The following is a 21,328-nucleotide window of genomic DNA, read 5'->3' on the forward strand; positions in this document are numbered from 1 at the left end:
AAAGCTTTTACCCGAAGAGTACACCTTATCCCAATCAATGGTGCCTTGCCAGTGGGAGACATCAATGCCCTGTGCATGATTGTTGCTGCGATTCTGCATTTCTCTCACTCCTAATATAAAATACTCGATTTGATAGACATTGCTTGTACTTATGTCCCTGCCAGATTAATGGCTGCAAAAATAGCCGTGACCAGCGCCCCGCCCACAGCAACGATTACCGCACCATAAAAGGTTCGCTTGAACCAGTTCTGCTCATCCTCAGCCTGATCCAGTCGGTGAAGCGCAGCCTCCGCCTTGCGTCTCGCATCATCAGCTACGTCCTTCGTCTGCCCAAGCCCATCCAACCGCTGATGTGCAGAGGCCGCAGCCTGCTGCGCATCCCGCGCCGTCTCCTTGACCGCCTCCAGCGTCGCCGTCATCATCGGCACCGTCTCGAGCGTCTTTTCAATTCGGGCAAGTTGGATCTGTATTTCCACCAGAAGCTTCGGCTCCTGATCCGTTGCCTCACTCATGCTTGTTCACCTCCGATCGGGTGGGGAGTGAAATTGCAGGGGGAAAGAGAAAGCCCCCGATGGGGCGGGGGCAATAAAAAGCATAAAAATAACCGCCATCATTACGATGCGGTTCCTTCTGTAATTTCCTCATACTTTTCGATCAGCTTTTCGTAATCACACACACTTAGCTTCCCATTGCTCTCCTTGCAAATGAACTGTCCAACCTTGGCGACTAACATCTCATTGGGGCTCTTGATTATTCCCGCCACAACATTGCCCTCGACATCATAATTAACCGTCACAGGATAACCGGTGAACTGAATGACTCTTTTAATTGTCGCCATCTCGCCGTCCACTAGCTCGATCGCTTCTGCGCTGTCTCTTGATCTGAATATGCGTATCATTGTCAACACCCTTCTCTAATAATTCGCCTTACGGCATTTTCAGGTTTTTCGCTGTATCCGGAGTCTGATCTTCCGTCGGGTTTTCTGGGACAACAGGATTTGGTAATGCTTCGTAGTTGTAGTACAGTCGCTGCGTGTCCAGTGTAGCCATCAGAACTGGGTACATGCCCTCCGGCGTATCTGCTTATGGCAGGGACTCTGCATAAAACCCCGTGTCCGTCATTTGCTCTGGAAATACAGAGTCATAGACGTACGTTATGCGCATTGTGTTTTCCCCAACCCCATGCCCATCTAAATAAAGCATAAAATCAACCTCCATAATAAATAGTTCCACGCATATTGACGACAGGTTCTGATATAGTTACTTTATTTGTACGTGTCATTGCGTTAATCCCTAAGAGTCTTAACGTTACATCACCATCATATCCAGATGTGGGGATAAAGTTAGGTTTATGAGAATTCAAATAATAATCAAAAAGGATTGAAACTAACTCCGTATCCGAACAGTAGCTCCTCGTATGATTTAAGTAACCATAGCGATCTTCATTGTATGATGGAAATGTCGCATCTCCTGACCTTGCTAAAACATGTATATTCGTGCCTACTACAAGTTGTATTTGAGATTCGAAGATTGACCAACCATCCCGACCAATCTTTCTTCGAACTTGGTTTTTATTATCACCAGACATATCAGCAACAAACCTAAACCATTTGGTTCCTTTCGGAAATGTTATTACGTTTTTGTATGTGTTCTCGTCTTCTCTATAGAGATAGTTAATCGTAACATCCACAAAAACGCTGGCTGTAAATCCCGGGTCTAAAGTTCCTACCACTCCAAAAATATCAACCCCACTCCGGATATTTTTGGGCACCAAATCCGCATCACCCAGCACCGTGATCGGGCTGCTGTAATATCCCGCTGGCTTGGTCTGGTTAGCCGTACCCGGTGTTACTGTGCCACCTGCTCCCTGGTTAGGCATCGCCCCCTGCAAACCATTACCATTCGCATTACTAAACGTCTTACCTGCCAGCACATCAGCAGCCGTCGCATTACCAGTAGCCCGGATAACCGTCGCCATTTTACTAATAAGCGTGTCCCATGAATCCGAAGTGGATGCCGATACCCCAAGGGCAACAAGCGCGGCAACCACTTCCGCTTTCCGCTCATTGCCAAGCTGAAAAGCCTGGTCTGCTTTGGTTTGTGCCGCCCCAGCTGCTAGATTAGCCGCATTGGCGGACTGCATAACCAACCCGACCGCCTTCTCCGATCCAGCCACATTGCTCCGCGTTCCGTTCGTTGCATCAGAGAGTGGGATATCTATTTCTTGCATATCCTCCTCCAGTTGCCCCACGGCCGCATCAATCTTATCCCAGTTCTCATTCAGCATCGTTTCGATATTGAACGTGTCATTCCCATCCGTGACAGGGTCTTTTTTTAACAAATCTAAGTTAGGCGTATTACTAGCCAATTGGACCACCTCCTGCAAATTTGGATAAAGGTAGTTGCTCTATGTCATGGAGTGATAAAATACCGTGGACATCCTTGATCAGCAAATAGCTGAATTCATACTCCACCGCTAAATGAGCCGGCTTAATCTCTTCGATCACGGCCTTCAAGTCATCCAGATTGGGAGGAATACCAACAGTGTCTATAAATTTGATCATGAAGCTCCATTCCGCAGGCTGGATAGATACATCCACCGTTCCGCCGTCGTAAGCCTCTGCTACGCTTTTGACAAGTCGGCCAGAGAACTGACCAGCTCCACGAAGCTTGGATTCGACCAGAGCGCGTCGTTGCGTTATCGGTTTAGAATGATCTGTATCAATTCCAAGTTCGCGCTCCCACTGATCCAAGCCCCAGGTAGCATTCCGTACAAAGAACTGATCCAGCGTTTCATTCACTGCTTGATACAACGCATCCAGTTCCATCCCTTTGGCCTGCATGTCGGCGCGTATGACCCTGGATGATTCATAATAGCCGGGCAAATAGGAGAACATCTCTTTGCCCATCGGACTCACAATCACCAACTCACTCATGCACATCCACCGTCCCAAGCACGGCAACCTGTCCGAATTTGATATCAATATTGGTGTCGGAAGCCCCGTTCACTGTTAGGTTCGCGTAGTCTATAATCGATGGGATATCAAGGAGTACGGCAGCAATTCGAGTTACCCGCACCGAAGTGTCCACAAAGGCAAGTTGCTTCAAATAAGCTGTTACCCCATTCTCGATTCGGGTCTTTACATCCGTCAGAGAAACACTAGAGGCCAATGTAATCCTAACAGAAATATTAATCGCTACTTCTTCCGCCGCCATCACGGTAACGACCGGACCGGCTGGCGCCACGCCTTCCCCTTGCCCGTCCATCGTTGGATCAATATAGAGCTGAGCAGCGGCAACTATCTCTGCATTAGCCGCACGCTTTTCGCTATCTAAGAGATAAATGCCTACCGTCCCCGGCCCTTGCCATAATGGCTGTACTTGCACAGCCCCCACACCTGGTACCTCGCCTGCCCACTGAATGTACTGAGCCTTGTTGCCGCTTGTTCCCTGATTCCGAACACGGGCATAAAATCGCTCCAGGAGTGACTCATCCGATTCGATGTCTGTCCCGCCAGTAGTTGCTTCCGGATTAACGACTGCCGTAATTCCGCTGATCGGTGTGGCCGTGACTGTAATTACACCCGCAGGGACATTCCCCGTTCTCCCAGCCTCAACTGCACGAATCGGGGCTTCTCCCACTCCTTCACCGTCCAAAGTAACCTCCGCAGTTGTCACATACTCAATCGACGACTCTGAGGATATTTCATCTGCTGGCGTCGCTAGCCCCACTCCTGAAGGAATCGATTTGCCTGGTGTGCCGGTAAACCGGACAATGCCATGTGCCGCAACTGCCCCACGCCGGGTGACCCCGTGTTCCGCTACGCGAAGATCAAGATACTCCCCGAATGCAGTACCGGCAAACCCTCTTTCCAATACCTGCTGTGCCCATCCCGCCGCCTCCGCCAATACAAATGCCACCGGAGCCTGCGCATCCCAAATAAAAGAGCCCTCCGATTTATCGATATCCGAAGGCACTCGTTCCAGCATTCGCTGCATAATATTCTCTTCCGTCTGCTCCTGCAAAAAAGCCGGCATTTCAGCCATCAACCCACACTCCCTTCCAGCCTTAACACTTCATCGTAAATATTCGTTACCTGACAAGTGAAGCTGCACCCCGCCTCCTGCCAGGAAAAATAAAAACCGTCCACATCCGCCGTACGCGGATCTACCAGCAAAGCTTCGCTCACCATCCGCTGAATTTCACTCTCCAGAACGGCTCGGCTATAGCCTTTTCCAATCAATTCATCCAGTTCCTGTCCATAGCTCCGGGAATAGATTAGATGGCGGTAACGCGGAGTACGAATGGCTTTCCGGCACCACATCATCCAGGCATCCGTACCGGTGCAGGAAGCGATTTTGCGTGTAGGGGTCAGAACAAACTCCCCTTGATCAAAGTCAAACCTCCAGCTTCTGCCGAAAGAAATCCCTGAACTCTCATTTTCCGCTTCAATTCCTTCATTCCAGGAATCCTTCATACTCTCGGGAAATAACGAATCAGCCACTTCTACCCACCACCTTACAGATCACCAGTGCTTCATGCCCGCCTTCTAGCGGAATGACCAGTACACGATCGCCCGGTTGATATTGCACGAGAAAAGAAACCTCCTCTGTCTCCGATGGCTCGAAGCTGAACTGTCCTTGCCCCCGAAGCCTGCTCCCATCGATGTCCTCCAACAGATCGATACGGCCTGCAAGCTCAAGCTGAGGCATACGAAGCTGCCCCGGAAATTCGGCGGTCATATAATCACTGATCTCATGCTTAAACCGATCCAGCTTCAGCCCAGAAGAAGTAATTGTCCCCAGCTCTAAAGCGACTCCGCTTAGTCCCTCCTGTAGTTGATCACGGGAGTTGTCCCTAAGTGCAACAACGAGGGCCGTATAGGGGTCGATACTCATAGATAATACCTCCTCTTTACATCCTCAAAAACAGCTAACTCCAGACTCATTTTTCCCGGATCACCTAGTTGATGAGTTACAGATACAGCGATCAGTGCCGTCCCATTCAGGATTACCTTATCCCCGGCTCGCAAGGTATTCAGATCAGGGCAAGTTACACTATAGGTTGTGCCGACTCCCTTAAGCTTCGACTGTGCTAACCTTTTTGCAGCACTTGCTGTCTTCACATCATCTTCCTGTACAATGATCTGAAGAACGCCATATTCCGCAGTTTGTCCATCAGCTATAGCAAGAACCTTGGCAGGAGCTTCTCCGCTATTGGTCTCCGTTCCGAGCACCTTTACGCGAGTTGCCGCTTCTTCCAGGGTTCGACTCTGGGTAATCTCTTCGATCGCCTCTAATTTCCAGACGGGCTCATTTCCTGCAATTTTCACCAAGCTCAATCCTGCGGTAGTCATTCGAGGGACATATAATTCTCCGCCCCCCTTGGCTGTCTCCCTCAGATCAGCTTGAATCATGCTGTAAATCGTTTGCGGGCGGTACATCGCCCTTTTTAAGCCGATTTTCGTATCCGGAACTTCTGCCAGCTTGATTCCCCAATTTGAAGCATGCTTACGCAGGCGTTGTGCTGCTGTGGTGTTAGCTGCAAACAAACATTCATCCTCCGATTTGGCCAAATAAATTGTTCGGTCATACACGGTGATGGAGATATGCTTGGCTGTGCTGGCCGTACTGCTCGTTTCCCACACTACACCCGGATTCAGCAACGGAACCTTTGACCCGACGCTTCCATATGGAATACCGCTGATTCGAATTTCATCCCCCGGCGCGATCACCGGGAAATCTGGGGTAACCACCAGGCTGATCGTAGCCATATAAGCGATTTGATCGAGCGAATCGATCAGGCTTATATTTTCTACCAGCGGGCTTAAATCATATTTGTTCTGTAAAATAACGCTGTAGCTCATGAAGGCAACACCAGCTTCTGGCCTGGCTTTAGCCTGTTGGGATCGCTGCCGATTGTCCCTTTATTCAGACTATAAATTTGCTGCCACTTCGCGCTGCTCCCCAGCTCTAGCTTGGCGATCTTGGATAAGGAGTCTCCTGATTTTACAGTATAGGTCTTGGCCTTCGGCTTGGTGTCGGTACGTGAACTATCCGTAGATGAAGTACCCGAGCCAGCTGAGTTAAGGGTATGCACCTTCATATCTCGCCACGTACGTGCAGTCACGTCAAAATAAACATCTCCAGGCTCGCCGCCGCGAAACGTGGAATGATGCGCAGACAGCATGACCAACACATTTACAGCGGTATCTGTAATGATTAAGCGAACCGGTTTTTTATCGTTCATCATGCGGGTAAGCCGGTTCATCGCTTCCTGCGGATCGGGAAGGCTGCTGTAATTACAATATCCGGAATCATAAACCGCCGGAAAAAAAGAAGAGAAGGCGATTTCCTTCACCCTCTCCCCAGCCGGAAGATCAAACTCTCCCAGCGATAATATCAATATCGTCTCTAACGCCTTATCACGGCTGATCCTGATCTCTTCAGGATTAACCGGAAGATGGAAATCAGCTCCGTTCCCATCTACAAAATGAATCTCCATAGCTCCTCCCTCCTTCTATTGAACGTTTTGCATCGCAAGCCGGATTTCATTAGCAATCTTTCGGGCTGACACGTTAGCGATTTGGTCATAGTTGATCTCTTCCTTTTGAACCGTCAAGTTAACCGTTCCCGGGGAGAGTGTGATTTGAACAGGAGTCTCAGATGCTTGAGGAATAGGGTAGTTATTAAGTGAGAAGTCGCGATTAGTTGGTACTTCACTCCGATTTGAAAAATAATACGTTTTCCACCAATCAGGATCAAAGGGAATATCCAGGTCATGTTGTGTTCTTGGGATACTGACATCGGGCTTAATATTAATTTTGGGAGTAGAGTAAAGTCCAAGAGGCTTTTCTTTCAGCATCTCCTCTGCATGAAAATCTGGATACCAGCCTCCTAATCGCTCAGCGGCATATCTTGATTGTTTCCTTTCTTCGTCGGACATCATAGATGTATCATAAATCCAACCACCAATCTCTTCCCCTCCATATCCACCTAATACAGCAGCTGGGACTCCGACAAGTGGACCACCTACCGCGGTGCCGATAAATCCTATTGAAGCAGATCCTAAGGCTCCCCCTATTGCTTCATACCTTTCTTTACCTGGTTCAGCAGCTAGAATAGTGACTAAATCGATAATAAATCCAGTTTTCATTAAACCTAGAGCTTTCTTTGCTGATGGAGGTATGTTTAAGTCACTAACATATCCTGCGAGTTTTTTGTCTAGAATATCTGTTGATATCTGTTCGCCGCCTTCAAGAACATTGTCCACTGCAAACTGTCGAATCCACTCTACGGTCCCAGAATCCTCCTTGAACGAGCCACGACTTCCAGAAAATGTTCTCGTAGGTTCACCATTTAATCCCCCACCATCAAACAAATTAATTGAAAGCATGTCCCCAACCGCTTGCAAAAAAGCATATCGAAATTGCTCTCCGGCAATCCTGCCTGCCTCTTCAAACACCGTTTCATTCTTAGGCACAAGCAGGCTTTCGAATGGAGAAATTGGCAGCAGAACAGATTGGTTCGGATCTCCGTTGATTCCCAACGAGTTCATCATACTCTCGCGAATTCCATTGCCCAGGCTTTCACCCAGCTTTGTTGACATTTGCATGAGCCTTTCCTGTCCTTCACCATCTATCCATTGGAAAAACGTATCCCCAACCACCTCATCCCACTTCACCCCCTCAACCGATAATCGCCACGGATTAGCGGTCAAGCTCAGCATCGATGCGCGAATCTGCTCTATGCCAGCGGTTACCTGATCGATTAAAGTGACGGTCGGATAGACCCTCGTACGATTCAACCGCATCAGACTGCGCTCGATCCGATCCAGGGCCGTGGTTGCCCGATGCTCCAGCAGAATGAATGGCGCTACACTTATCCTGCCAAGTGCGGCGGCGCGGCGCTGGGTTTGTTCGAGCAGCTTGTCCAGTCTCCCCATGGCCTCCTCAGCCAGCTCAATAGCGGAAACGTCCACTTCAATTTTAAGTTGCTTTTCTTCATTGCTTGCCATGTTCCACCTCCCTATTGCACAAGATCAGCCTGCATAAGCAGGGAGAGAGCATCCTCAGCCTTGCAGCTCAAGCTCTCTCTCCGCAAAGGCTCGCAGCAGCAGGCGTTCCCCTTTGGGCAGCGACCAGAATACTCCGGGACGCAAGCTGTGCCGTGTCCACAAATGGTACAGCAAGGCCGTTACGCCGCCGGAGTCGATCAGTTTTTTACATCATCGATATCGACGCCAAAGCCGGATATTTCCAGGACCTTATCGCCAACCGCGTCCAGTTCTCCGGCAAGCAGCAGCCGCCGTACAGCCTCTTCTCCGCCGGAAAGCTTCAAGCGGCTAACGAGGCGGGCATCATCCCAACCGCTCAGCGGAACCACCTTCTCGCCATCGCTCAGCTTCTTTACAACCTCCAGCTTCGAGGTTGCTTCCTTGATCAATGCGGCATTGAACAACTCGCTGTCCACCTTCTCCGACATCTGCCCCTTGGTGGTCTTGCGGATCGTACAGCGTTCGCGGATCAAGTCAACTTTACTGGAGGTCAGCCCTTGCAGGGTGACTCGCAGACCAAGGCGCCCAATAAAAACGGCCTCTTCCGGCAGATTCGTTGCCGTCTCGAAGAGACCGTCCAAAATATCCTGTTCACTCCATGTTTCTTTGCTCATTCTATTCATCCTCCCTGATAAATCTAAATTCATTCAGTGCTTCCGTTCCGTTAACTCCAATTACGGCCCCGTTACAGGGTCCAGCAGCTCGTACGATTCGAAGGTGAACGGAGTCTCCTCCGTAACCTCCTCGCCGGCGGTCCAATTGGCCAGCTGGATTTTATCCGCCAGACAGCCGTTCAATTGAATACGTTCAAAGCCATAGGCCTCCGGATCATCGAGCTTATGAATAATCGAGAACTTCTGAAAGCCCCGGGAGATCATATCCGAAGTCACCTTGTATCCGCTCATCGTACCGGTTCCCTTTTTGCGTCCCAGCTTGAATACGGTATACTCGGTCCCCACCAGGTTCATCTCCCGCTTGTCCATTTCAACGCTGGCCTCGAGATGATTCAGATTGGATTGCCATACCCCGTCGATAAAAATCTGGCCGAACGTCCCCATCATAATGCGGCTCGGATCAAGATATTGTGCCATGCAAAATTCCTCCTTAAAGGTTTATTGTTAGTGAAATTTATTGAACATAGAAGGTGCCGAAAATTTGTTCCATGACGTCGGTGTCGTCCGCTGTCCATACCAGATACACCTGATCATCTTCAGGTTCAAATTGCGAAGCTGTGCCGTAAAATCTTGGATCCAGCGCTACGTCGTAGCCGGTAGATTCAATGACATTTTCCAGCGCCAAGGCCTGCAAATATTGCTTGCCTGCACTAATCAGCGCCAGTCTTCCTTCCTCCGTGTTGTTCACCTTGCCAATGTAATTGTCCTCGGCTGTCCGCTGAAGGTCGGCGTTGATCTGGTCCATCACCCGGATTTTGCGGATTTTCTTCCAGCCTTTGTTCTGCCCCTCACGCAAAGTGACCAGGCTGTTCACCCCGCGTAGCACCTTGACGCGTCTACCATCATGAACCAGCAAAAGAACACCGCCCTGCACCCCCGCTTCCTGCTCGGAACGCGTCCAGCGACGGGTCACGTCTTCAAACGGCGATACCGCGTAAGTAGCCGATTCCTTCAAGGATTGCCCGGCAATCAAGCCTGCTGCCCACGCCGCAACCTGTGCAGAGGAATAGCTTCGACCGTTCAGTTTAGCCCCGCTCCCCACATGAATGACCCCCTCGTAATCAAAGGAAGCGCTCCGTTGAACGGCCTGTTCGACGGCATTGTCGGCTGTATCCGAGGCTGCGCTTCCGCCAAGTGTAAGCAGAATCCCCTTCCCTTCCTCGCGGACCCGCTTGAGCCACGCTACAAAACTTGTATGCAGGGCCGGATCACTCACACCATCGAGCGTAAGCACATGGAAATCCCTTGTCTCAAATTGAAGCGTCGCGGCCATATAATCAGCATGGGTAATGCCGGAAATTCCGCTCAAGCCCCCGGAGAAAATCTTGCCTGTGACGTCATCAACGACTCCATCCGCCAGCTTCTCAGCAACAATCCACTTATTGCCGGAATCCTGATTGATCGCCTTCACCGCTTGCTCGGCTTCTCCGTCTCCCAATGAAATCGTCCGAAGCAGCGTGCCTCCTTCATAGAGCTTCAACTCCTTGATGCCTGTCATCAGGGAATTGGGCTGGATCGATACGGTAAAACGATTGCCTCGCTCTCCCGGGTATTTGGCGGACAGCCGTACACTGTCTACAGGCGAAGTCTCTGTATTCTTCAAAGCAAGCTGAGCTGGGGCTGCAGTGCTGTCAGCCATCCGGTAAGCAAGCAGCTTATTCGGCCCTCCAAGTAAAGCCAGATACAGCGTGGTAAATGCTGTTGCTCCTCCAGCCTCGTCCTCCGTAAACAGCTCCCGAATGGCCGTCTCACTGGTAACCTCTACAAACTCCCCAACGGGTCCCCAGTGCGCTTTGACCGGCGCGACAACAACGCCCCGAGCCCCCGGCTGAATTGCCGCTCCTGCTGCACCTACAAAATTCATATACAAACCGGGAAGTACCGGCTGATTCGTTAAACTCCATGTTCCTCCTGCCATTTATTGCACCTTCCTTTTCCATTAGTTTTGTGTTGCGTGGTGAACCTGTCTCATAAGCGGAGCAGGTTCTTTTGAAGAAGCCGCAGACTCATTTCTTGTCAGAGTCACACCAAGCGCGCCCTGATCCGATAAAGCGTACCCGTTATTAGCGGATGCCGGATTAAGCCGGACATCGCTCACAGTCGCATATTTTCTCGTCGCCGGATCCAGAGCCAACTTGGCCGTTGAGGCCAGATGCTCGCTCAGCTTCAACAATCCATAGCCCTCTTCTTCCTTGTCTTCTGCCAAAATAAAGGCGTCAAACTGCTTCGCGCATCGGTAACCGGCTCGTCCAATCGGAGTCAAGCTCATGTCTGAGGCGCGCCACAGTATACATGGCCTCTCAGGCTTCACCGGCCAGTCGCTTCCATACACCTTCCAATGTTTCCCAAGAAGATCAGAGCTCCACTTCATCAGCGGCTCCAGCCAAGGATCCCGAGTCCCTCTTCCCGCTTCACCTAATGGTCTGGGAGAAATGGCGGCCAACGATAACGTTCTGATTCTTACAGAAAGCTCGCTGTCGATTCTGTCTTCAATGGAGGCCTCCTGAATTAGGGTCATCCAGACCCCCTGCCCGGATTGAAGCAGCGCCTGATCCAGTACCAAAGCTGTTTTGGCCGTGATTTGATCCAGTTCCTGCTCCTCTGCCGCAGAGCGCTTAACCCAAAGCTCAAGCTTACTCTCTTCCCGCCAGCCCTTCCAAGCGCTGGATGAGTTAGGCTGACGAATAATAACCGCTACGGGTCCTTCCACGAGTGATTCCAGCGGAAATGCTCCGATGAATATCCGCTCAATTTCCGGAACGCTTTCCAGCAACCTGTCCCGAATATGCACCAAGGATGAATCAGATATAACCGTTCACCTCCTGTCCTTGCAGCGATTCCCTTACAGCAATACATCTGGGCAGACTGCAAAATTGGCTGCTCCCCTCGAAGCGTCCCCAGACACAGCCTCTGCAGGATGCTGGCTGGCTCCAATCGGGTTCGCTCTGCCCAAAGCGTCTTTCCTCTGGCGGATTCTTGTTATTTTTGCTCACTGCTCCTTGCGCTCCTTCCATAAAGAAAGACCGCTGATAATTCAGCGGCCCTTCCTTTGATCCGGATAATCGGTAGATGAATCTGGGTGTCCATCCGACTTCCACAATATCAATTTAACACGGAAAAAACGCCCTGCATGGACAAGTCCGGGACATTCGAAGGTCAAAAACAGGAACACACGTTCTGTTTTTTGATTATGAATCTTTGAATGAGTATGGAAATCGCAGGCATGACATCACTTTAACCCCGATATCCCCGCTTATCCCCGCATATGCTGAGGTCTTTCATCGATCAAATCAGACTAGATTTAACTGCAATACTCAACTTTATACGAAAATCAGTACAAAAGTTTCCTTACGGCACACGGATATTGAACTTTTGTACGATAATCCATACAAATTTCCCTCTCTAGCCCTTGAATCTGCAGATTTTGTGTGGAAAACCGTACAAACGGCATCATTTTTAGTCCAACCGCATCACCTTTATACGAAAAAACGTACAAAACCCTTTCTTTGCTTTCGCAATACCACACCGACCAAGCGCTTGGCAGCATAAAAAATCGCATCGGCAGACTTCCTGCTAAAAATAAAAAACCGGCATATGAGCCGGTCTGGACAAACAATCTCTGGGTAAAAATCTGCCTCTATTCCTGAACTGTTACTATTCTTGATCTGCCTTTATTCTTGATCCGCCTCTATTCTTAATCTGTCTCTATTCTTAACTGCCTCTACTCCTTCTCTTCATCCTTCAGATAGACCTCCAGATTCATGGCCACCGCAAGCAGCTTAATCGCCTCGGCCTTGATTCTTCGATATGTCCGGTCACTGATTCCCATCTCTCCGCAGCTAATGAAGTCATACTCTCCCTCGGGATCAAAGTAGCTCCGTTCAATCACCTCCCGCTGCATCTTGTTAAGGGACTCCATAGCTTTATCCAGAAGCTCGGACTTCTTCCGCAGCTCCATTTCCCGATCCGCATTCCCCACAGCAGCCTGCTCCGCAGGCCGGCCCACAACATGGGTTGCTCCATGGAATCTCGGCTCATAGCTGAATGTCAAAGCGGCTTCCCTTCGAATCAGTCCGAATTGACGGAACTGACGGATCTCTTCGAGACGTTCTTCTACCGCGGCCCGGGTAGCAGGGATATCAATCGGCAATCCATGGAACACCATGGTCATATGGTAGCTGCGTTTTCTGCTCATCGCTAACCCTCCTGATTATCATCACTCGATCTAATTACCATTTTGGTAACACCAATTACCGAATTGGTATTTTTCTTCATTCTATGTTACCATTTTGGTAATGTCAACTCCCGATTAACCTAAAATAAGGAAAATCTATTTACCAATTTGGTAATCCAGTGATATAATCATCTAAATTAGGAATGAGGAGATAGTATGGCCAATCTGGGAGAGCGCATCAAGCTGAGAAGAGAACAACTGAATAGGACACAGAAGGAGCTGGCGGCCAAGGCCGGCCTGACCGTGGTTCAGTTTTCTCGATACGAAACCGGTGACCGCAAGCCGGATCCCGAAGCGTTAAGAGCCATTGCCGACGCGCTGGATACAAGTGCGGATTATTTACTGGGGCGAACCGAAGAACCCTTGAATGCGGCAAACAAGGCTGAAATGAATCTGTCTTTTTACGGAGGACCGGACGGCTACACGGCTGATGAAATTGCGATGATGGAGGCAGCGCTCAAAGCCTATCGCGAACAAAAGAAAAAAATCCTGGCCCAAGACCAGGAACAAAATTAGAGGAATTCACGTCTATATGTCGAATACTTATTTTTGAGGCATAAGAAGTGATGCCTGAAAGGCCCTTTCAATCAGGGCTATTCTTTTACGCTTTACCCCGAACATACATTCCCTTTTGGCGGTGATATCATGTTATACTCCTACTATCAGGAGACAGAGCTGGAACAGTGGATTTCCGCAAAATATCTCGAGCACGGAATTGTTAGCTTGGCAGAGCATGATATTGAGCACATTGCCCGAGCATTTGACATAGAACTGGTTTATGAGGATTGTCCCTCTTTTTCTGACAATGAAGACCGGGTTATTTTTCTGAACAAGCATGCGGATGACCTGACGGCAAGAGTCGTCTTCTTTCACGAGCTTTGCCACGTACTGCGGCATACAGGCGATCAGCGGTCTATGCCTGCCTTATTCCGATGTGCTCAAGAGACCGAAGCCGATCAATTCGTCCTGTATGCGGCAGTGCCGTTCTATATGTTCGCCAAGCTGAACCTTCCGGATCAGCGGCCGGAGGCCATTCCTTTTCTGGCTGAGCATTTCCGCATCCCTTATTATCTGGCCGAACAACGCCTGGACCAGATCCAGCGCCGCGTACTGCATGGAAGCCTCGTGGCGGCAGCAAGAGAAGCAGACCGAAGACGCCAGTTAACAGCTCCTCAGGGCTGGTCTAATGAGACCCGCAAGGTAATGGAGCAATTAGAACGCCAGGTTGGCGGACTTAGGAGGAACAGTTAGGATGCGTATGGCGCTCTACTGCGATTTTGTGACGGATGAGACTCGTCCTCTTCAGCTTATTCTGCGAGCAGATTATGATTTCGGCGGCTTTGATTGGTCCAACATATTGTATTTACCGCTGTCCGGTCCATTTGAACGATTCGAGCCGGAGGAATTCGAGGATCAGCTTGGTGTGTCCGTGCTTCTGGAGGATCTCCTGGTACCGAAGGAGCGCCGGGCTGCCTCGGAAGGCACGAGAGCAGACGGAACTTCCCCGCTCCCGAACAAGCTGGGCATCGATCTCCCTCGAATCGCTAACCGACACCCTGGAGCAGAGATCACAATACTCATTATCCAAATACCGGATGCGGAGGAGGTGTTGGGTTACGGCTGGAGGACCTGGCTGCAGCTCTATCATTGAAGTCCTTCATATTCAGCGCAGGCCTGAATAAAGGCGCCTACTCCTTTAAAATCATTTGTAATTATCGGCTCGCTAATATAGTAAGCAAAGGTGCCGTCACGCCGATCCGAGCCGCCAAGGCCTGCCACCTGACAGTTCTTGTTAAGATTAACCCAGCCTTCCTTTGTCTCAAGGACGAATTCCGTGATCAAGCCCTCAAAGGCCTTGTCTACCGTGCTCCGCCATGCTTCCTGACCTAGCACTCCAATCCGAATGCCCTTGGCGAGCGCATACACGATCATGCTGGAAGCCGATGCCTCCAAATAATTGCCTTTACGTCCGCCCAAATTGATAACCTGATACCACACGCCGCTTGCTTGATCCTGATAATTTCTCAAGGCCGTCAAGGCATCCCGAAATATCCTTACCAGCTCGTTATAGTCGCGATGCTCCTTCGGCAGCAATTCCAGCGTATCCGCCAGAGCCATGACAAACCATCCCATGGAACGGCCCCAGAAATTCGGAGATAATCCGGTGGCAGGATCGCACCAGGGCTGAACCTTCTGCTCATCCCAGGCATGATAGAGAAGCCCTGTCTCGGGATCCCGTGTATGCTTCTCGCACAGTATAAATTGCTTCGTTACATCCTCCAGTCCGTTCCCGCCTTCAAAGGTCAGCAAGTATTCCAGATAGAACGGAGCTCCCATATACAAGCCGTCCAGCCATATTTGATAGGGATAGACCTGCTTGTGCCAAAATGCTCCTTCCGAGGTCCGGGGATGGGAGGCCAGCTGCCCTCTTAACAGATCGGCTGCTTTTCGGTATTTCCCCAGCCCTGTCTCCTTGTACAGCAAGAACAGCAGTTTTCCATTATTGATATGATCGATATTGTATTCGTCCTGCCGGTAGCCCTTGATGCTTCCATCTTCTCCGATAAAATGATCCATTTGCTCCCGAATGAACCGGAAGTACTTGCTTTCCCCCGTCATTTTCCACATGAGAGCAAAGCCCTTCAAGATGACGCCGTAATCATAAGACCACTTGCTGTCATATCCGTTTTCATACAATTTCGGAGTCCGTTCCATAATCGATCTGACCGTTTTGCTTGCCCAATTCATTGCTCCGCAGCCTCCTGTCAAAGAATGACGGTCCTTGCCATAGATCATGGAAGGACCCAATTCGGAATTTCTTTTATATAAGTTAGAACTAATAAGCTTTCGCCGGATTGCAACGTATAAAGTATTCTTACGATCGCTGTTGTTCCCGGATTTCTCTGATTGAACGATGCCTCATTTAGGAAGAAATCCACTCACAAAGGCGAACGCTTTCGCTCTATGCTTCCGAAGTAGCTTTCCTACAGAAAGCTTGTAACACTTCATACTTATGCCTTTTCTGCGTAATTCTTCAGTTCAACTAATAAAACTTAAAAACAGAAATTTACGAATTTGCGTCTTTATAAGCAGCTTCATACTCGCTGATGATTTTGCTGCCGCCTGATTTCTTCCATTTCTCGACCTCGGCCTTGAAGCCTTCCAGGTCGATGGAGTCAAGAATGTACTTGTAGGTGGCATCCGTAATAATCTTTTGAAGCTCCGAGCCCATCATCGTAAATGTTTCTGATTCCAGGGAATAGGCTGGATTGTAGACCGCATATTTCTCATTTTCCAGAATCAGTCTGGAGGATTCCACTCTCAGCTGATCCGCCTCGTGAATGCGGTACCCGGGCTCCTTAGGACGAGAAGCAGAGTAAGGCTGAACCTCTTGCTCCCATTTTTCCTGATCAATGATCGTCACGGCTCCTTCTTGATCCAGCGAATAATGCACGCCTTCAACGCCATAAGTCATCAGGGTGAAAATATCCTCTTCCATCAGGTCATTCACAAATTTCAGCAGCCGCTTTAATTCCGCTTCATCCTTCACCTCGGATTTCGGGAAGGCCATTAATCCTCCGATTCCCCCAGCACCGGCCCAGATTGCCCGGTCACTCTCATTGCCGGTCGAAGTGATATCGTTAATCATCGTTAACTCCATCATGTCTTGAATTCCTTTGGCTCCGTTCAGCAGGTTCTTGCTATCGAACAAAGCGCCAACATAAATCCCCGCTTTGCCTTGATTGAATCCTTCCTGCTGATCCTTCTTCGCAGTGACCGCAAAATCCTGATTGATATAGCCGTTGTCATACAGCTCCTTCATGTAGTCCATCGTCTTGACATAGCCTTCGGTCTCGAACTCCGGCGTAAAGGTGCCGTCTTCATTCAGTTGCCATACGTTTGGCGTGCCGAAATAGGAACCGATCGTCTTGAATACGCCGTAGACCAGATCATTCCGGTCAATAAAGCCATAGGTATCATTCTTCCCGTTTCCGTCCGGATCCTGCTCCTTGAACGCTTTGGCTACAGCCATCAGTTCGTCGGTTGTTTTAGGAACCTCAAGGCCCAAGTTGTCCAGCCAGTCCTGCCGGATAATGACGCCGTTACGCGCTACGTCCTTAAGAAAGGGAACGCCATACAGCTTCCCGCCGATCGATGCTGCCTGCAGCTTCTCCTCAGATATCGCTGCCAAGTTAGGGAACTCACTCAGATAAGGTCCTACTTCCCAGAACATGCCCGCTTTCAAGGCATTACGTACAGACGCATTTTCAAGGATAGTCAGCGTAACAATGTCAGCCAGGGAATTGGAAGCAAGCGCCGTGTTGATCCGCTCTTCCTTGCTGGCATCAGGAATCCAGGAGAACTTGAGCTTGGTATTCGTTTTTTCCTCAATAAGCTTCTGAATGTCGCCCGTTGGCGTAGATGGCGTGTGCAGCAGGTTCATCCAGGTAATATTGAACGGCTCTTCCGCAGCAGGTTCTCCATTGGTTCCCTGCTTCTGGGTGGTATTGTCTTTAGCGGCACTGTTCCCGCCGGAATTGGAACCACAAGCGGAAAGTAATAGAAGAATAACCAACATAACGATGCTAAGCTGCTTCCCATTCAATTTCATCACTTTTCTACCCCTTCTTCATTTGAATTCGAATTGAACGTTAGTAGACGCCTTCTTCTCCGAACTTCTTGGCCAGCTTATTGGAGAGCATGACCAGAATCAGGCCGACCAGCCCTTTAAACAGCCCGACCGTCGTACTGAAGCTCAATTGTCCATTTTTCAGACCGGCTGTATAGATGTAGGTGTCGAAAATTTCCGCTACCTCACGGTTCATGGAGTTAAGCAGCAAATACATATGCTCAAAGCCCAGATCCAGCGTGCTGCCGATTTTCAGAATCAGCAGTGTAATGATCACGGGACGGATGGCCGGCAGCGTAATATGCCAGGTTTTTCTCCAGCGGCCGCCTCCGTCGATTTCAACGGCTTCATACAACTGGGGATCGACAACCGTAATGGCTGCCAGAAAAATGATCGTTGACCAGCCCAGCTCCTTCCAGATGATTTGTCCGATATACATCGTTCTCAGCCATTCGGGTGCCGTTAGGAAGCTGATTTTATTGAAGCCAAGTGAAGCCAGCATTTCATTCACAACACCGCCGTCCATATTCAGAAATACATATGAGATCGATACGATAATGACCCAGGACATAAAGTGCGGAAGATACATCATGGTTTGCACCGCATTTTTAAACCACTTGCTCTGAACCTCATTCAGCATCAATGCCAAGATAATCGGTAATGGAAAGAAGAAGATAATGTTCATGGCGAAAAGAATTAATGTATTCTTTAACAGCATTAGAAAGGTGGGTTCCGTAAATAACCGGATGAAATGCTTGAGTCCTACCCATGGGCTTCCCGTGATCCCCAGAAAGGGCTGATAATCCTGAAAGGCAATGATCAGTCCTCCCATCGGCAGGTATTTAAAGACAATGAAATACACGAGCCCGGGAAAAATCATGAGATACAAAAGCCTGTTGCGTATCAAGCCTTTAAGAACCGGAGAAGACCGCGGTTTGAGTCCGGGATCCAACCTCATTGATGCGGTGCTTGATGCTTTCACTTGATAACCTCCTTGAGCATTCTTGTTTACGTCCCCTAGCGTAATTGAAGGAGGGCATTCCGTATATAATCCTCAGATGACAGCGATTTCAAAACCGTATAGAATAAGGCCCCCCGGGATTTTCACCTTATGCGGTGATTACAAACTAAGCTGAGGAGCATGCTCATTCGGGATGCCGTTTTCAACGTTTCCAAAGACCTGCTTCAAGGAATATATACGGAATCCTTCTTTCATTGTTAAGGTGAAATTGTTAATCGACTAACAAGGAGGATAATCAAGTGGCACAAAGTCTGCACAAGAAACATTCCATCGGTGACCGTATTTTTTCTGTTGTCAATAACACGCTGCTAGCTCTGTTAGCTATAGCCTGCTTATTGCCCTTCGTTAATGTCATCGCCAGCTCGTTTGCTTCAACCCGGGAAATTATCGAGAAGCGGTTCGTATTGTTTCCAACTACCTTTTCCCTGGATGCTTACAAGTATATTCTGTCCACGCCGACCATCTTTCGGGGCCTCGGAGTCTCCATTGGGGTGACCGTAGTGGGAACCCTGCTCAGTATGGCGCTCACCGCTGCTATGGCCTATGGGCTGTCCCGTAGGTATTTATATGGAAGGAACCCGATCAATTTTATCATCGTCTTCTCCATGCTGTTCAGCGGGGGGATGATTCCAACCTTCCTGGTAGTAAAAGGAGTACACCTGATCGATTCCTATTGGTCCATGATTATTCCGAGCGCAATTAATGCCTTTAACCTGATCATCATGCGCAACTTCTTCCAGGCCTTGCCCGACAGTCTGGAGGAGTCCGCTAAAATTGACGGAAGCAACGACTTCGGCGTCTTCTTCAAAATCATGCTGCCGCTGTCGCTTCCCTCGATTGCAACTATCTCGCTCTTCTATGGGGTAGCCTACTGGAATACGTATATGAGCGCGATTCTCTATCTCAACGATTCTCTCAAATGGCCGATTCAGGTGCTCCTCCGGCAGATCGTTATCGTATCCAGCGGGATGCAGGGCGACAACAGTGTCGTAGACATCATCCCGCCAGCCCAGGGAATTAAAATGGCCGTTATTGTCGTAGCCACGCTTCCGATGCTGATTGCCTATCCGTTTGTGCAGCGCCATTTCGTTAAGGGGCTATGCTCGGTTCGGTGAAGGGCTAGGGCTCTGGCTCGAGCTGCCTGCTCTATAGAGTAGTGTAAAAAGAAGCCTCCCAAAAAACCTATCGGGAGGCCCTGATTGAATTAAGAGACTCGTACTGCATCAATTTTCTTGACTGCGAAGGCTTAGACGTGTAGGGAAAGTAATGTATTAGCATCAGAGATGGATTGAGGTGTTGCTACGTGTGAAGGGTTGCTACGATCGCTGTTGTTCGCGGATTTCCATGATTGGACTAGGTTCTAACAAAGGAGAAATCCGCTCACAAAGGCGACCGCTCCAAGCTTATGCTCCCGATGCAGCTTTCTTACAAAAAGCTTTTACTTCACAACCCTTCACACTTATGCCCTGGCTACTTCGCCTTTGCAGTTCAACTTCAAATACAATACAGTTTGCACATAGCTATGCCTAAGTTGCATAGCAATAACTGCACTGCTATTAACTTACCTCCCTGCGGCATGCAAGCAGGAGACTACGCCCAGCCTTGAGCTAAGCGCGAATGGAAGCTTGCGCTATTGCTTATGCACGACGTCAATGACCTACCGAGCCTAAAGTTACACCTCCGTCTCACGATGTTTTGGTCTTACACCGAAACTTTGCCTGTCCTATCAGTACTGAAGCTTTTCTCCGAAATTAACTTGTCCCACTTGATCAGCCTCAACTGGTCGCGCTCCAGTGAAATTTCTTACCTTAAATTCTTCATTTGACGCTCGAACCCACTTTTAGTGAAAAAACTTACCTTAGATCGCCAGTAACTAGCCAAACCCGTGTTTTAGTCAACTTTAAGTACAAAAATTTCACTACATACGCATTTCTATTATTCCCACTGAATTTAAGGTAACTTTTTTCACTGGATGAGTACGATCCATATTTTCATGCGGTCCACTAATCACCGTCATGCTGCGAACACGGCGTGCTGAAAGCTGCGCTCGGTGCGAGGTGTGCGCATGCGTACTTGGTGGGTATATTGCTTAATCTACTGAAATAACCCTCGCTCTACGAGCTTGTTGAAATTGAGGCATTTCCTGTTGATGCGGTGTTGCCTATTTACTGTTAAGTGTGCAATAGTGGAAAATAGTTAAACTCCATTAGGCGAGTTAGAGGGGCAACGTGTAAAGAGTTGCTACGATCGCTGTTGTTCGCGGATTTCTATGATTGGACTAAGTTCTAACAAGGGAGAAATCGGCTCACAAAGGCGAACGCTAACGCTCTATGCTCCCGATGCAGCTTTCTTACAGAAAGCTTTTACCTTTACACTTATGCCCTAACTACTACGCCTTTAAAGTTCAACTACAATGCAGTTTGCACATAGCTAAGCCTAAGCACTGCAATAAACTTGCCTCTGCGGCATGTCAGCAGCAGGATACTGCGCGCAAGTCTTGGGCAAAAGGCGCGCACAGGGCAGATTGTGCGATCCACTTTATGCACGACGTCAATAGCACAACGCGTTTTTTTCATTAAAAGCGTATGGTGTGTACTTGGTTGGCTTTTTGCAGATAGTCTTGTTCTGTGATTTACATAAAATTGTCGAGGGATTCGAATGCTTAGTCACTGCATGGTTTGCATTGTTAGCTATTAAAGTGCGTTCGGCACATA

General features: G+C 49.1%; 24 protein-coding genes and 1 pseudogene. 5 read left to right on the plus strand and 20 right to left on the minus strand.

All coding sequences use genetic code 11. The annotated features are described in order from the left end of the window. Nucleotides 1–149 precede the first annotated feature (149 nt). From TX85_RS12710 to TX85_RS12780, 16 genes are all read right to left on the minus strand, one after another. On the minus strand, nucleotides 150–512 hold the full coding sequence (locus tag TX85_RS12710; RefSeq protein WP_044479465.1) for a hypothetical protein: 363 nt from the start codon (nucleotides 510–512) through the stop codon (nucleotides 150–152). Nucleotides 513–613: 101 nt separating this feature from the next. Beyond that, a complete protein-coding gene (locus TX85_RS12715) occupies nucleotides 614–898 on the minus strand; it encodes a hypothetical protein (protein ID WP_044479466.1) in 285 nt (94 codons plus the stop codon). A 28-nt stretch (nucleotides 899–926) separates the two neighbouring features. Continuing rightward, entirely contained in the window at nucleotides 927–1,049 is a 123-nt protein-coding gene (locus tag TX85_RS27970; RefSeq protein ID WP_262362636.1) for a hypothetical protein, read from the minus strand. 157 nt (nucleotides 1,050–1,206) lie between these two features. Beyond that, on the minus strand, nucleotides 1,207–2,367 hold the full coding sequence (locus tag TX85_RS12720; protein ID WP_044479467.1) for a hypothetical protein: 1,161 nt from the start codon (nucleotides 2,365–2,367) through the stop codon (nucleotides 1,207–1,209). Then, a complete protein-coding gene (locus TX85_RS12725) occupies nucleotides 2,360–2,935 on the minus strand; it encodes a YmfQ family protein (protein ID WP_044479468.1) in 576 nt (191 codons plus the stop codon). The genes TX85_RS12720 and TX85_RS12725 overlap by 8 nt, the downstream gene beginning before the upstream one ends. Then, nucleotides 2,928–4,046 carry a baseplate J/gp47 family protein gene (locus tag TX85_RS12730; RefSeq protein WP_044479469.1) on the minus strand — a complete coding sequence of 373 codons (1,119 nt, stop codon included), beginning with the start codon at nucleotides 4,044–4,046 and terminating at the stop codon, nucleotides 2,928–2,930. Before TX85_RS12730 ends, TX85_RS12725 begins: the two co-directional genes overlap by 8 nt. After that, complete coding sequence (locus TX85_RS12735) at nucleotides 4,046–4,477, minus strand: DUF2634 domain-containing protein (protein WP_044480050.1); 432 nt, start codon at nucleotides 4,475–4,477, stop codon at nucleotides 4,046–4,048. Before TX85_RS12735 ends, TX85_RS12730 begins: the two co-directional genes overlap by 1 nt. Before the next feature lie 19 nt (nucleotides 4,478–4,496). After that, nucleotides 4,497–4,898, minus strand: coding sequence for a hypothetical protein (locus tag TX85_RS12740; RefSeq protein WP_044479470.1), 402 nt, complete (start codon nucleotides 4,896–4,898; stop codon nucleotides 4,497–4,499). Continuing rightward, on the minus strand, nucleotides 4,895–5,866 hold the full coding sequence (locus TX85_RS12745; RefSeq protein ID WP_044479471.1) for an XkdQ/YqbQ family protein: 972 nt from the start codon (nucleotides 5,864–5,866) through the stop codon (nucleotides 4,895–4,897). Before TX85_RS12745 ends, TX85_RS12740 begins: the two co-directional genes overlap by 4 nt. Further along, nucleotides 5,863–6,504: a LysM peptidoglycan-binding domain-containing protein gene (locus tag TX85_RS12750; protein WP_044479473.1), complete on the minus strand. Its 642-nt coding sequence runs from the start codon at nucleotides 6,502–6,504 to the stop codon at nucleotides 5,863–5,865. Before TX85_RS12750 ends, TX85_RS12745 begins: the two co-directional genes overlap by 4 nt. A 15-nt stretch (nucleotides 6,505–6,519) precedes the next feature. After that, a complete protein-coding gene (locus tag TX85_RS12755; RefSeq protein WP_044479474.1) occupies nucleotides 6,520–8,016 on the minus strand; it encodes a hypothetical protein in 1,497 nt (498 codons plus the stop codon). Between the two features lie 197 nt (nucleotides 8,017–8,213). Next, nucleotides 8,214–8,669 carry a phage tail assembly chaperone gene (locus TX85_RS12760; protein ID WP_044479475.1) on the minus strand — a complete coding sequence of 152 codons (456 nt, stop codon included), beginning with the start codon at nucleotides 8,667–8,669 and terminating at the stop codon, nucleotides 8,214–8,216. A 60-nt stretch (nucleotides 8,670–8,729) separates the two neighbouring features. After that, the gene (locus TX85_RS12765) at nucleotides 8,730–9,146 is read right to left on the minus strand and encodes a phage tail tube protein (RefSeq protein WP_044479476.1); all 417 of its coding nucleotides are present in this window, start codon (nucleotides 9,144–9,146) and stop codon (nucleotides 8,730–8,732) included. A 37-nt stretch (nucleotides 9,147–9,183) separates the two neighbouring features. Next, on the minus strand, nucleotides 9,184–10,647 hold the full coding sequence (locus TX85_RS12770; protein WP_044479478.1) for a phage tail sheath family protein: 1,464 nt from the start codon (nucleotides 10,645–10,647) through the stop codon (nucleotides 9,184–9,186). Between the two features lie 21 nt (nucleotides 10,648–10,668). Next, nucleotides 10,669–11,523: a hypothetical protein gene (locus tag TX85_RS12775; protein WP_044479479.1), complete on the minus strand. Its 855-nt coding sequence runs from the start codon at nucleotides 11,521–11,523 to the stop codon at nucleotides 10,669–10,671. A 7-nt stretch (nucleotides 11,524–11,530) separates the two neighbouring features. Next, nucleotides 11,531–11,827 carry a hypothetical protein gene (locus TX85_RS12780; RefSeq protein ID WP_044479480.1) on the minus strand — a complete coding sequence of 99 codons (297 nt, stop codon included), beginning with the start codon at nucleotides 11,825–11,827 and terminating at the stop codon, nucleotides 11,531–11,533. 330 nt (nucleotides 11,828–12,157) lie between these two features. Between TX85_RS12780 and TX85_RS26795 the strand changes: the two genes are divergently transcribed. Then, complete coding sequence (locus TX85_RS26795) at nucleotides 12,158–12,376, plus strand: hypothetical protein (protein ID WP_148444360.1); 219 nt, start codon at nucleotides 12,158–12,160, stop codon at nucleotides 12,374–12,376. 74 nt (nucleotides 12,377–12,450) lie between these two features. Here TX85_RS26795 and TX85_RS12790 read toward each other — a convergent pair whose 3' ends face one another. Beyond that, nucleotides 12,451–12,924, minus strand: coding sequence for an ArpU family phage packaging/lysis transcriptional regulator (locus TX85_RS12790; RefSeq protein WP_044479483.1), 474 nt, complete (start codon nucleotides 12,922–12,924; stop codon nucleotides 12,451–12,453). A gap of 195 nt (nucleotides 12,925–13,119) precedes the next feature. Here TX85_RS12790 and TX85_RS12795 point away from each other — a divergent pair, with 195 nt between their 5' ends. The 3 genes from TX85_RS12795 to TX85_RS12805 all read left to right on the plus strand — a co-directional run bounded on the left by TX85_RS12795 (nucleotide 13,120) and on the right by TX85_RS12805 (nucleotide 14,614). Next, on the plus strand, nucleotides 13,120–13,479 hold the full coding sequence (locus TX85_RS12795) for a helix-turn-helix domain-containing protein (RefSeq protein WP_044479484.1): 360 nt from the start codon (nucleotides 13,120–13,122) through the stop codon (nucleotides 13,477–13,479). Between the two features lie 129 nt (nucleotides 13,480–13,608). Then, on the plus strand, nucleotides 13,609–14,214 hold the full coding sequence (locus TX85_RS12800) for an ImmA/IrrE family metallo-endopeptidase (protein WP_044479485.1): 606 nt from the start codon (nucleotides 13,609–13,611) through the stop codon (nucleotides 14,212–14,214). Between the two features lies 1 nt (nucleotide 14,215). Next, the gene (locus tag TX85_RS12805) at nucleotides 14,216–14,614 is read left to right on the plus strand and encodes a hypothetical protein (protein WP_044479486.1); all 399 of its coding nucleotides are present in this window, start codon (nucleotides 14,216–14,218) and stop codon (nucleotides 14,612–14,614) included. On the opposite strand, the gene TX85_RS12810 is transcribed toward TX85_RS12805, so the two are convergent. From TX85_RS12810 to TX85_RS12820, 3 genes are all read right to left on the minus strand, one after another. Beyond that, on the minus strand, nucleotides 14,608–15,711 hold the full coding sequence (locus TX85_RS12810) for a glycoside hydrolase family 88/105 protein (RefSeq protein WP_101781142.1): 1,104 nt from the start codon (nucleotides 15,709–15,711) through the stop codon (nucleotides 14,608–14,610). The genes TX85_RS12805 and TX85_RS12810 overlap by 7 nt on opposite strands. A gap of 319 nt (nucleotides 15,712–16,030) precedes the next feature. Next, nucleotides 16,031–17,575, minus strand: a complete 1,545-nt coding sequence (locus tag TX85_RS12815) for an extracellular solute-binding protein (protein ID WP_044479487.1) — start codon at nucleotides 17,573–17,575, stop codon at nucleotides 16,031–16,033. A 40-nt stretch (nucleotides 17,576–17,615) separates the two neighbouring features. Further along, nucleotides 17,616–18,473 (minus strand): ABC transporter permease, encoded by an 858-nt coding sequence (locus TX85_RS12820; RefSeq protein WP_374705612.1) that lies wholly within the window; start codon nucleotides 18,471–18,473, stop codon nucleotides 17,616–17,618. Nucleotides 18,474–18,853: 380 nt separating this feature from the next. Between TX85_RS12820 and TX85_RS12825 the strand changes: the two are divergent. Beyond that, a pseudogene (locus TX85_RS12825) lies at nucleotides 18,854–19,737 on the plus strand (carbohydrate ABC transporter permease). Nucleotides 19,738–21,328 lie beyond the last annotated feature (1,591 nt).

This window comes from Paenibacillus antibioticophila (genome assembly GCF_000455265.1).
Lineage (GTDB): Bacteria > Bacillota > Bacilli > Paenibacillales > Paenibacillaceae > Fontibacillus > Fontibacillus antibioticophila.

Coding starts and splice junctions, on each gene's coding strand:
- TX85_RS12710 (WP_044479465.1), bottom strand. CDS start 512: ATGAGTGAGGCAACGGATCAGGAGCCGAAGCTTCTGGTGGAAATACAG.
- TX85_RS12715 (WP_044479466.1), bottom strand. CDS start 898: ATGATACGCATATTCAGATCAAGAGACAGCGCAGAAGCGATCGAGCTA.
- TX85_RS27970 (WP_262362636.1), bottom strand. CDS start 1,049: ATGGCTACACTGGACACGCAGCGACTGTACTACAACTACGAAGCATTA.
- TX85_RS12725 (WP_044479468.1), bottom strand. CDS start 2,935: ATGAGTGAGTTGGTGATTGTGAGTCCGATGGGCAAAGAGATGTTCTCC.
- TX85_RS12730 (WP_044479469.1), bottom strand. CDS start 4,046: ATGGCTGAAATGCCGGCTTTTTTGCAGGAGCAGACGGAAGAGAATATT.
- TX85_RS12735 (WP_044480050.1), bottom strand. CDS start 4,477: ATGAAGGATTCCTGGAATGAAGGAATTGAAGCGGAAAATGAGAGTTCA.
- TX85_RS12740 (WP_044479470.1), bottom strand. CDS start 4,898: ATGAGTATCGACCCCTATACGGCCCTCGTTGTTGCACTTAGGGACAAC.
- TX85_RS12745 (WP_044479471.1), bottom strand. CDS start 5,866: ATGAGCTACAGCGTTATTTTACAGAACAAATATGATTTAAGCCCGCTG.
- TX85_RS12750 (WP_044479473.1), bottom strand. CDS start 6,504: ATGGAGATTCATTTTGTAGATGGGAACGGAGCTGATTTCCATCTTCCG.
- TX85_RS12755 (WP_044479474.1), bottom strand. CDS start 8,016: ATGGCAAGCAATGAAGAAAAGCAACTTAAAATTGAAGTGGACGTTTCC.
- TX85_RS12760 (WP_044479475.1), bottom strand. CDS start 8,669: ATGAGCAAAGAAACATGGAGTGAACAGGATATTTTGGACGGTCTCTTC.
- TX85_RS12765 (WP_044479476.1), bottom strand. CDS start 9,146: ATGGCACAATATCTTGATCCGAGCCGCATTATGATGGGGACGTTCGGC.
- TX85_RS12770 (WP_044479478.1), bottom strand. CDS start 10,647: ATGGCAGGAGGAACATGGAGTTTAACGAATCAGCCGGTACTTCCCGGT.
- TX85_RS12790 (WP_044479483.1), bottom strand. CDS start 12,924: ATGAGCAGAAAACGCAGCTACCATATGACCATGGTGTTCCATGGATTG.
- TX85_RS12795 (WP_044479484.1), top strand. CDS start 13,120: ATGGCCAATCTGGGAGAGCGCATCAAGCTGAGAAGAGAACAACTGAAT.
- TX85_RS12800 (WP_044479485.1), top strand. CDS start 13,609: ATGTTATACTCCTACTATCAGGAGACAGAGCTGGAACAGTGGATTTCC.
- TX85_RS12805 (WP_044479486.1), top strand. CDS start 14,216: ATGCGTATGGCGCTCTACTGCGATTTTGTGACGGATGAGACTCGTCCT.
- TX85_RS12810 (WP_101781142.1), bottom strand. CDS start 15,711: ATGAATTGGGCAAGCAAAACGGTCAGATCGATTATGGAACGGACTCCG.
- TX85_RS12815 (WP_044479487.1), bottom strand. CDS start 17,575: ATGAAATTGAATGGGAAGCAGCTTAGCATCGTTATGTTGGTTATTCTT.
- TX85_RS12820 (WP_374705612.1), bottom strand. CDS start 18,473: ATGATTTTTCCCGGGCTCGTGTATTTCATTGTCTTTAAATACCTGCCG.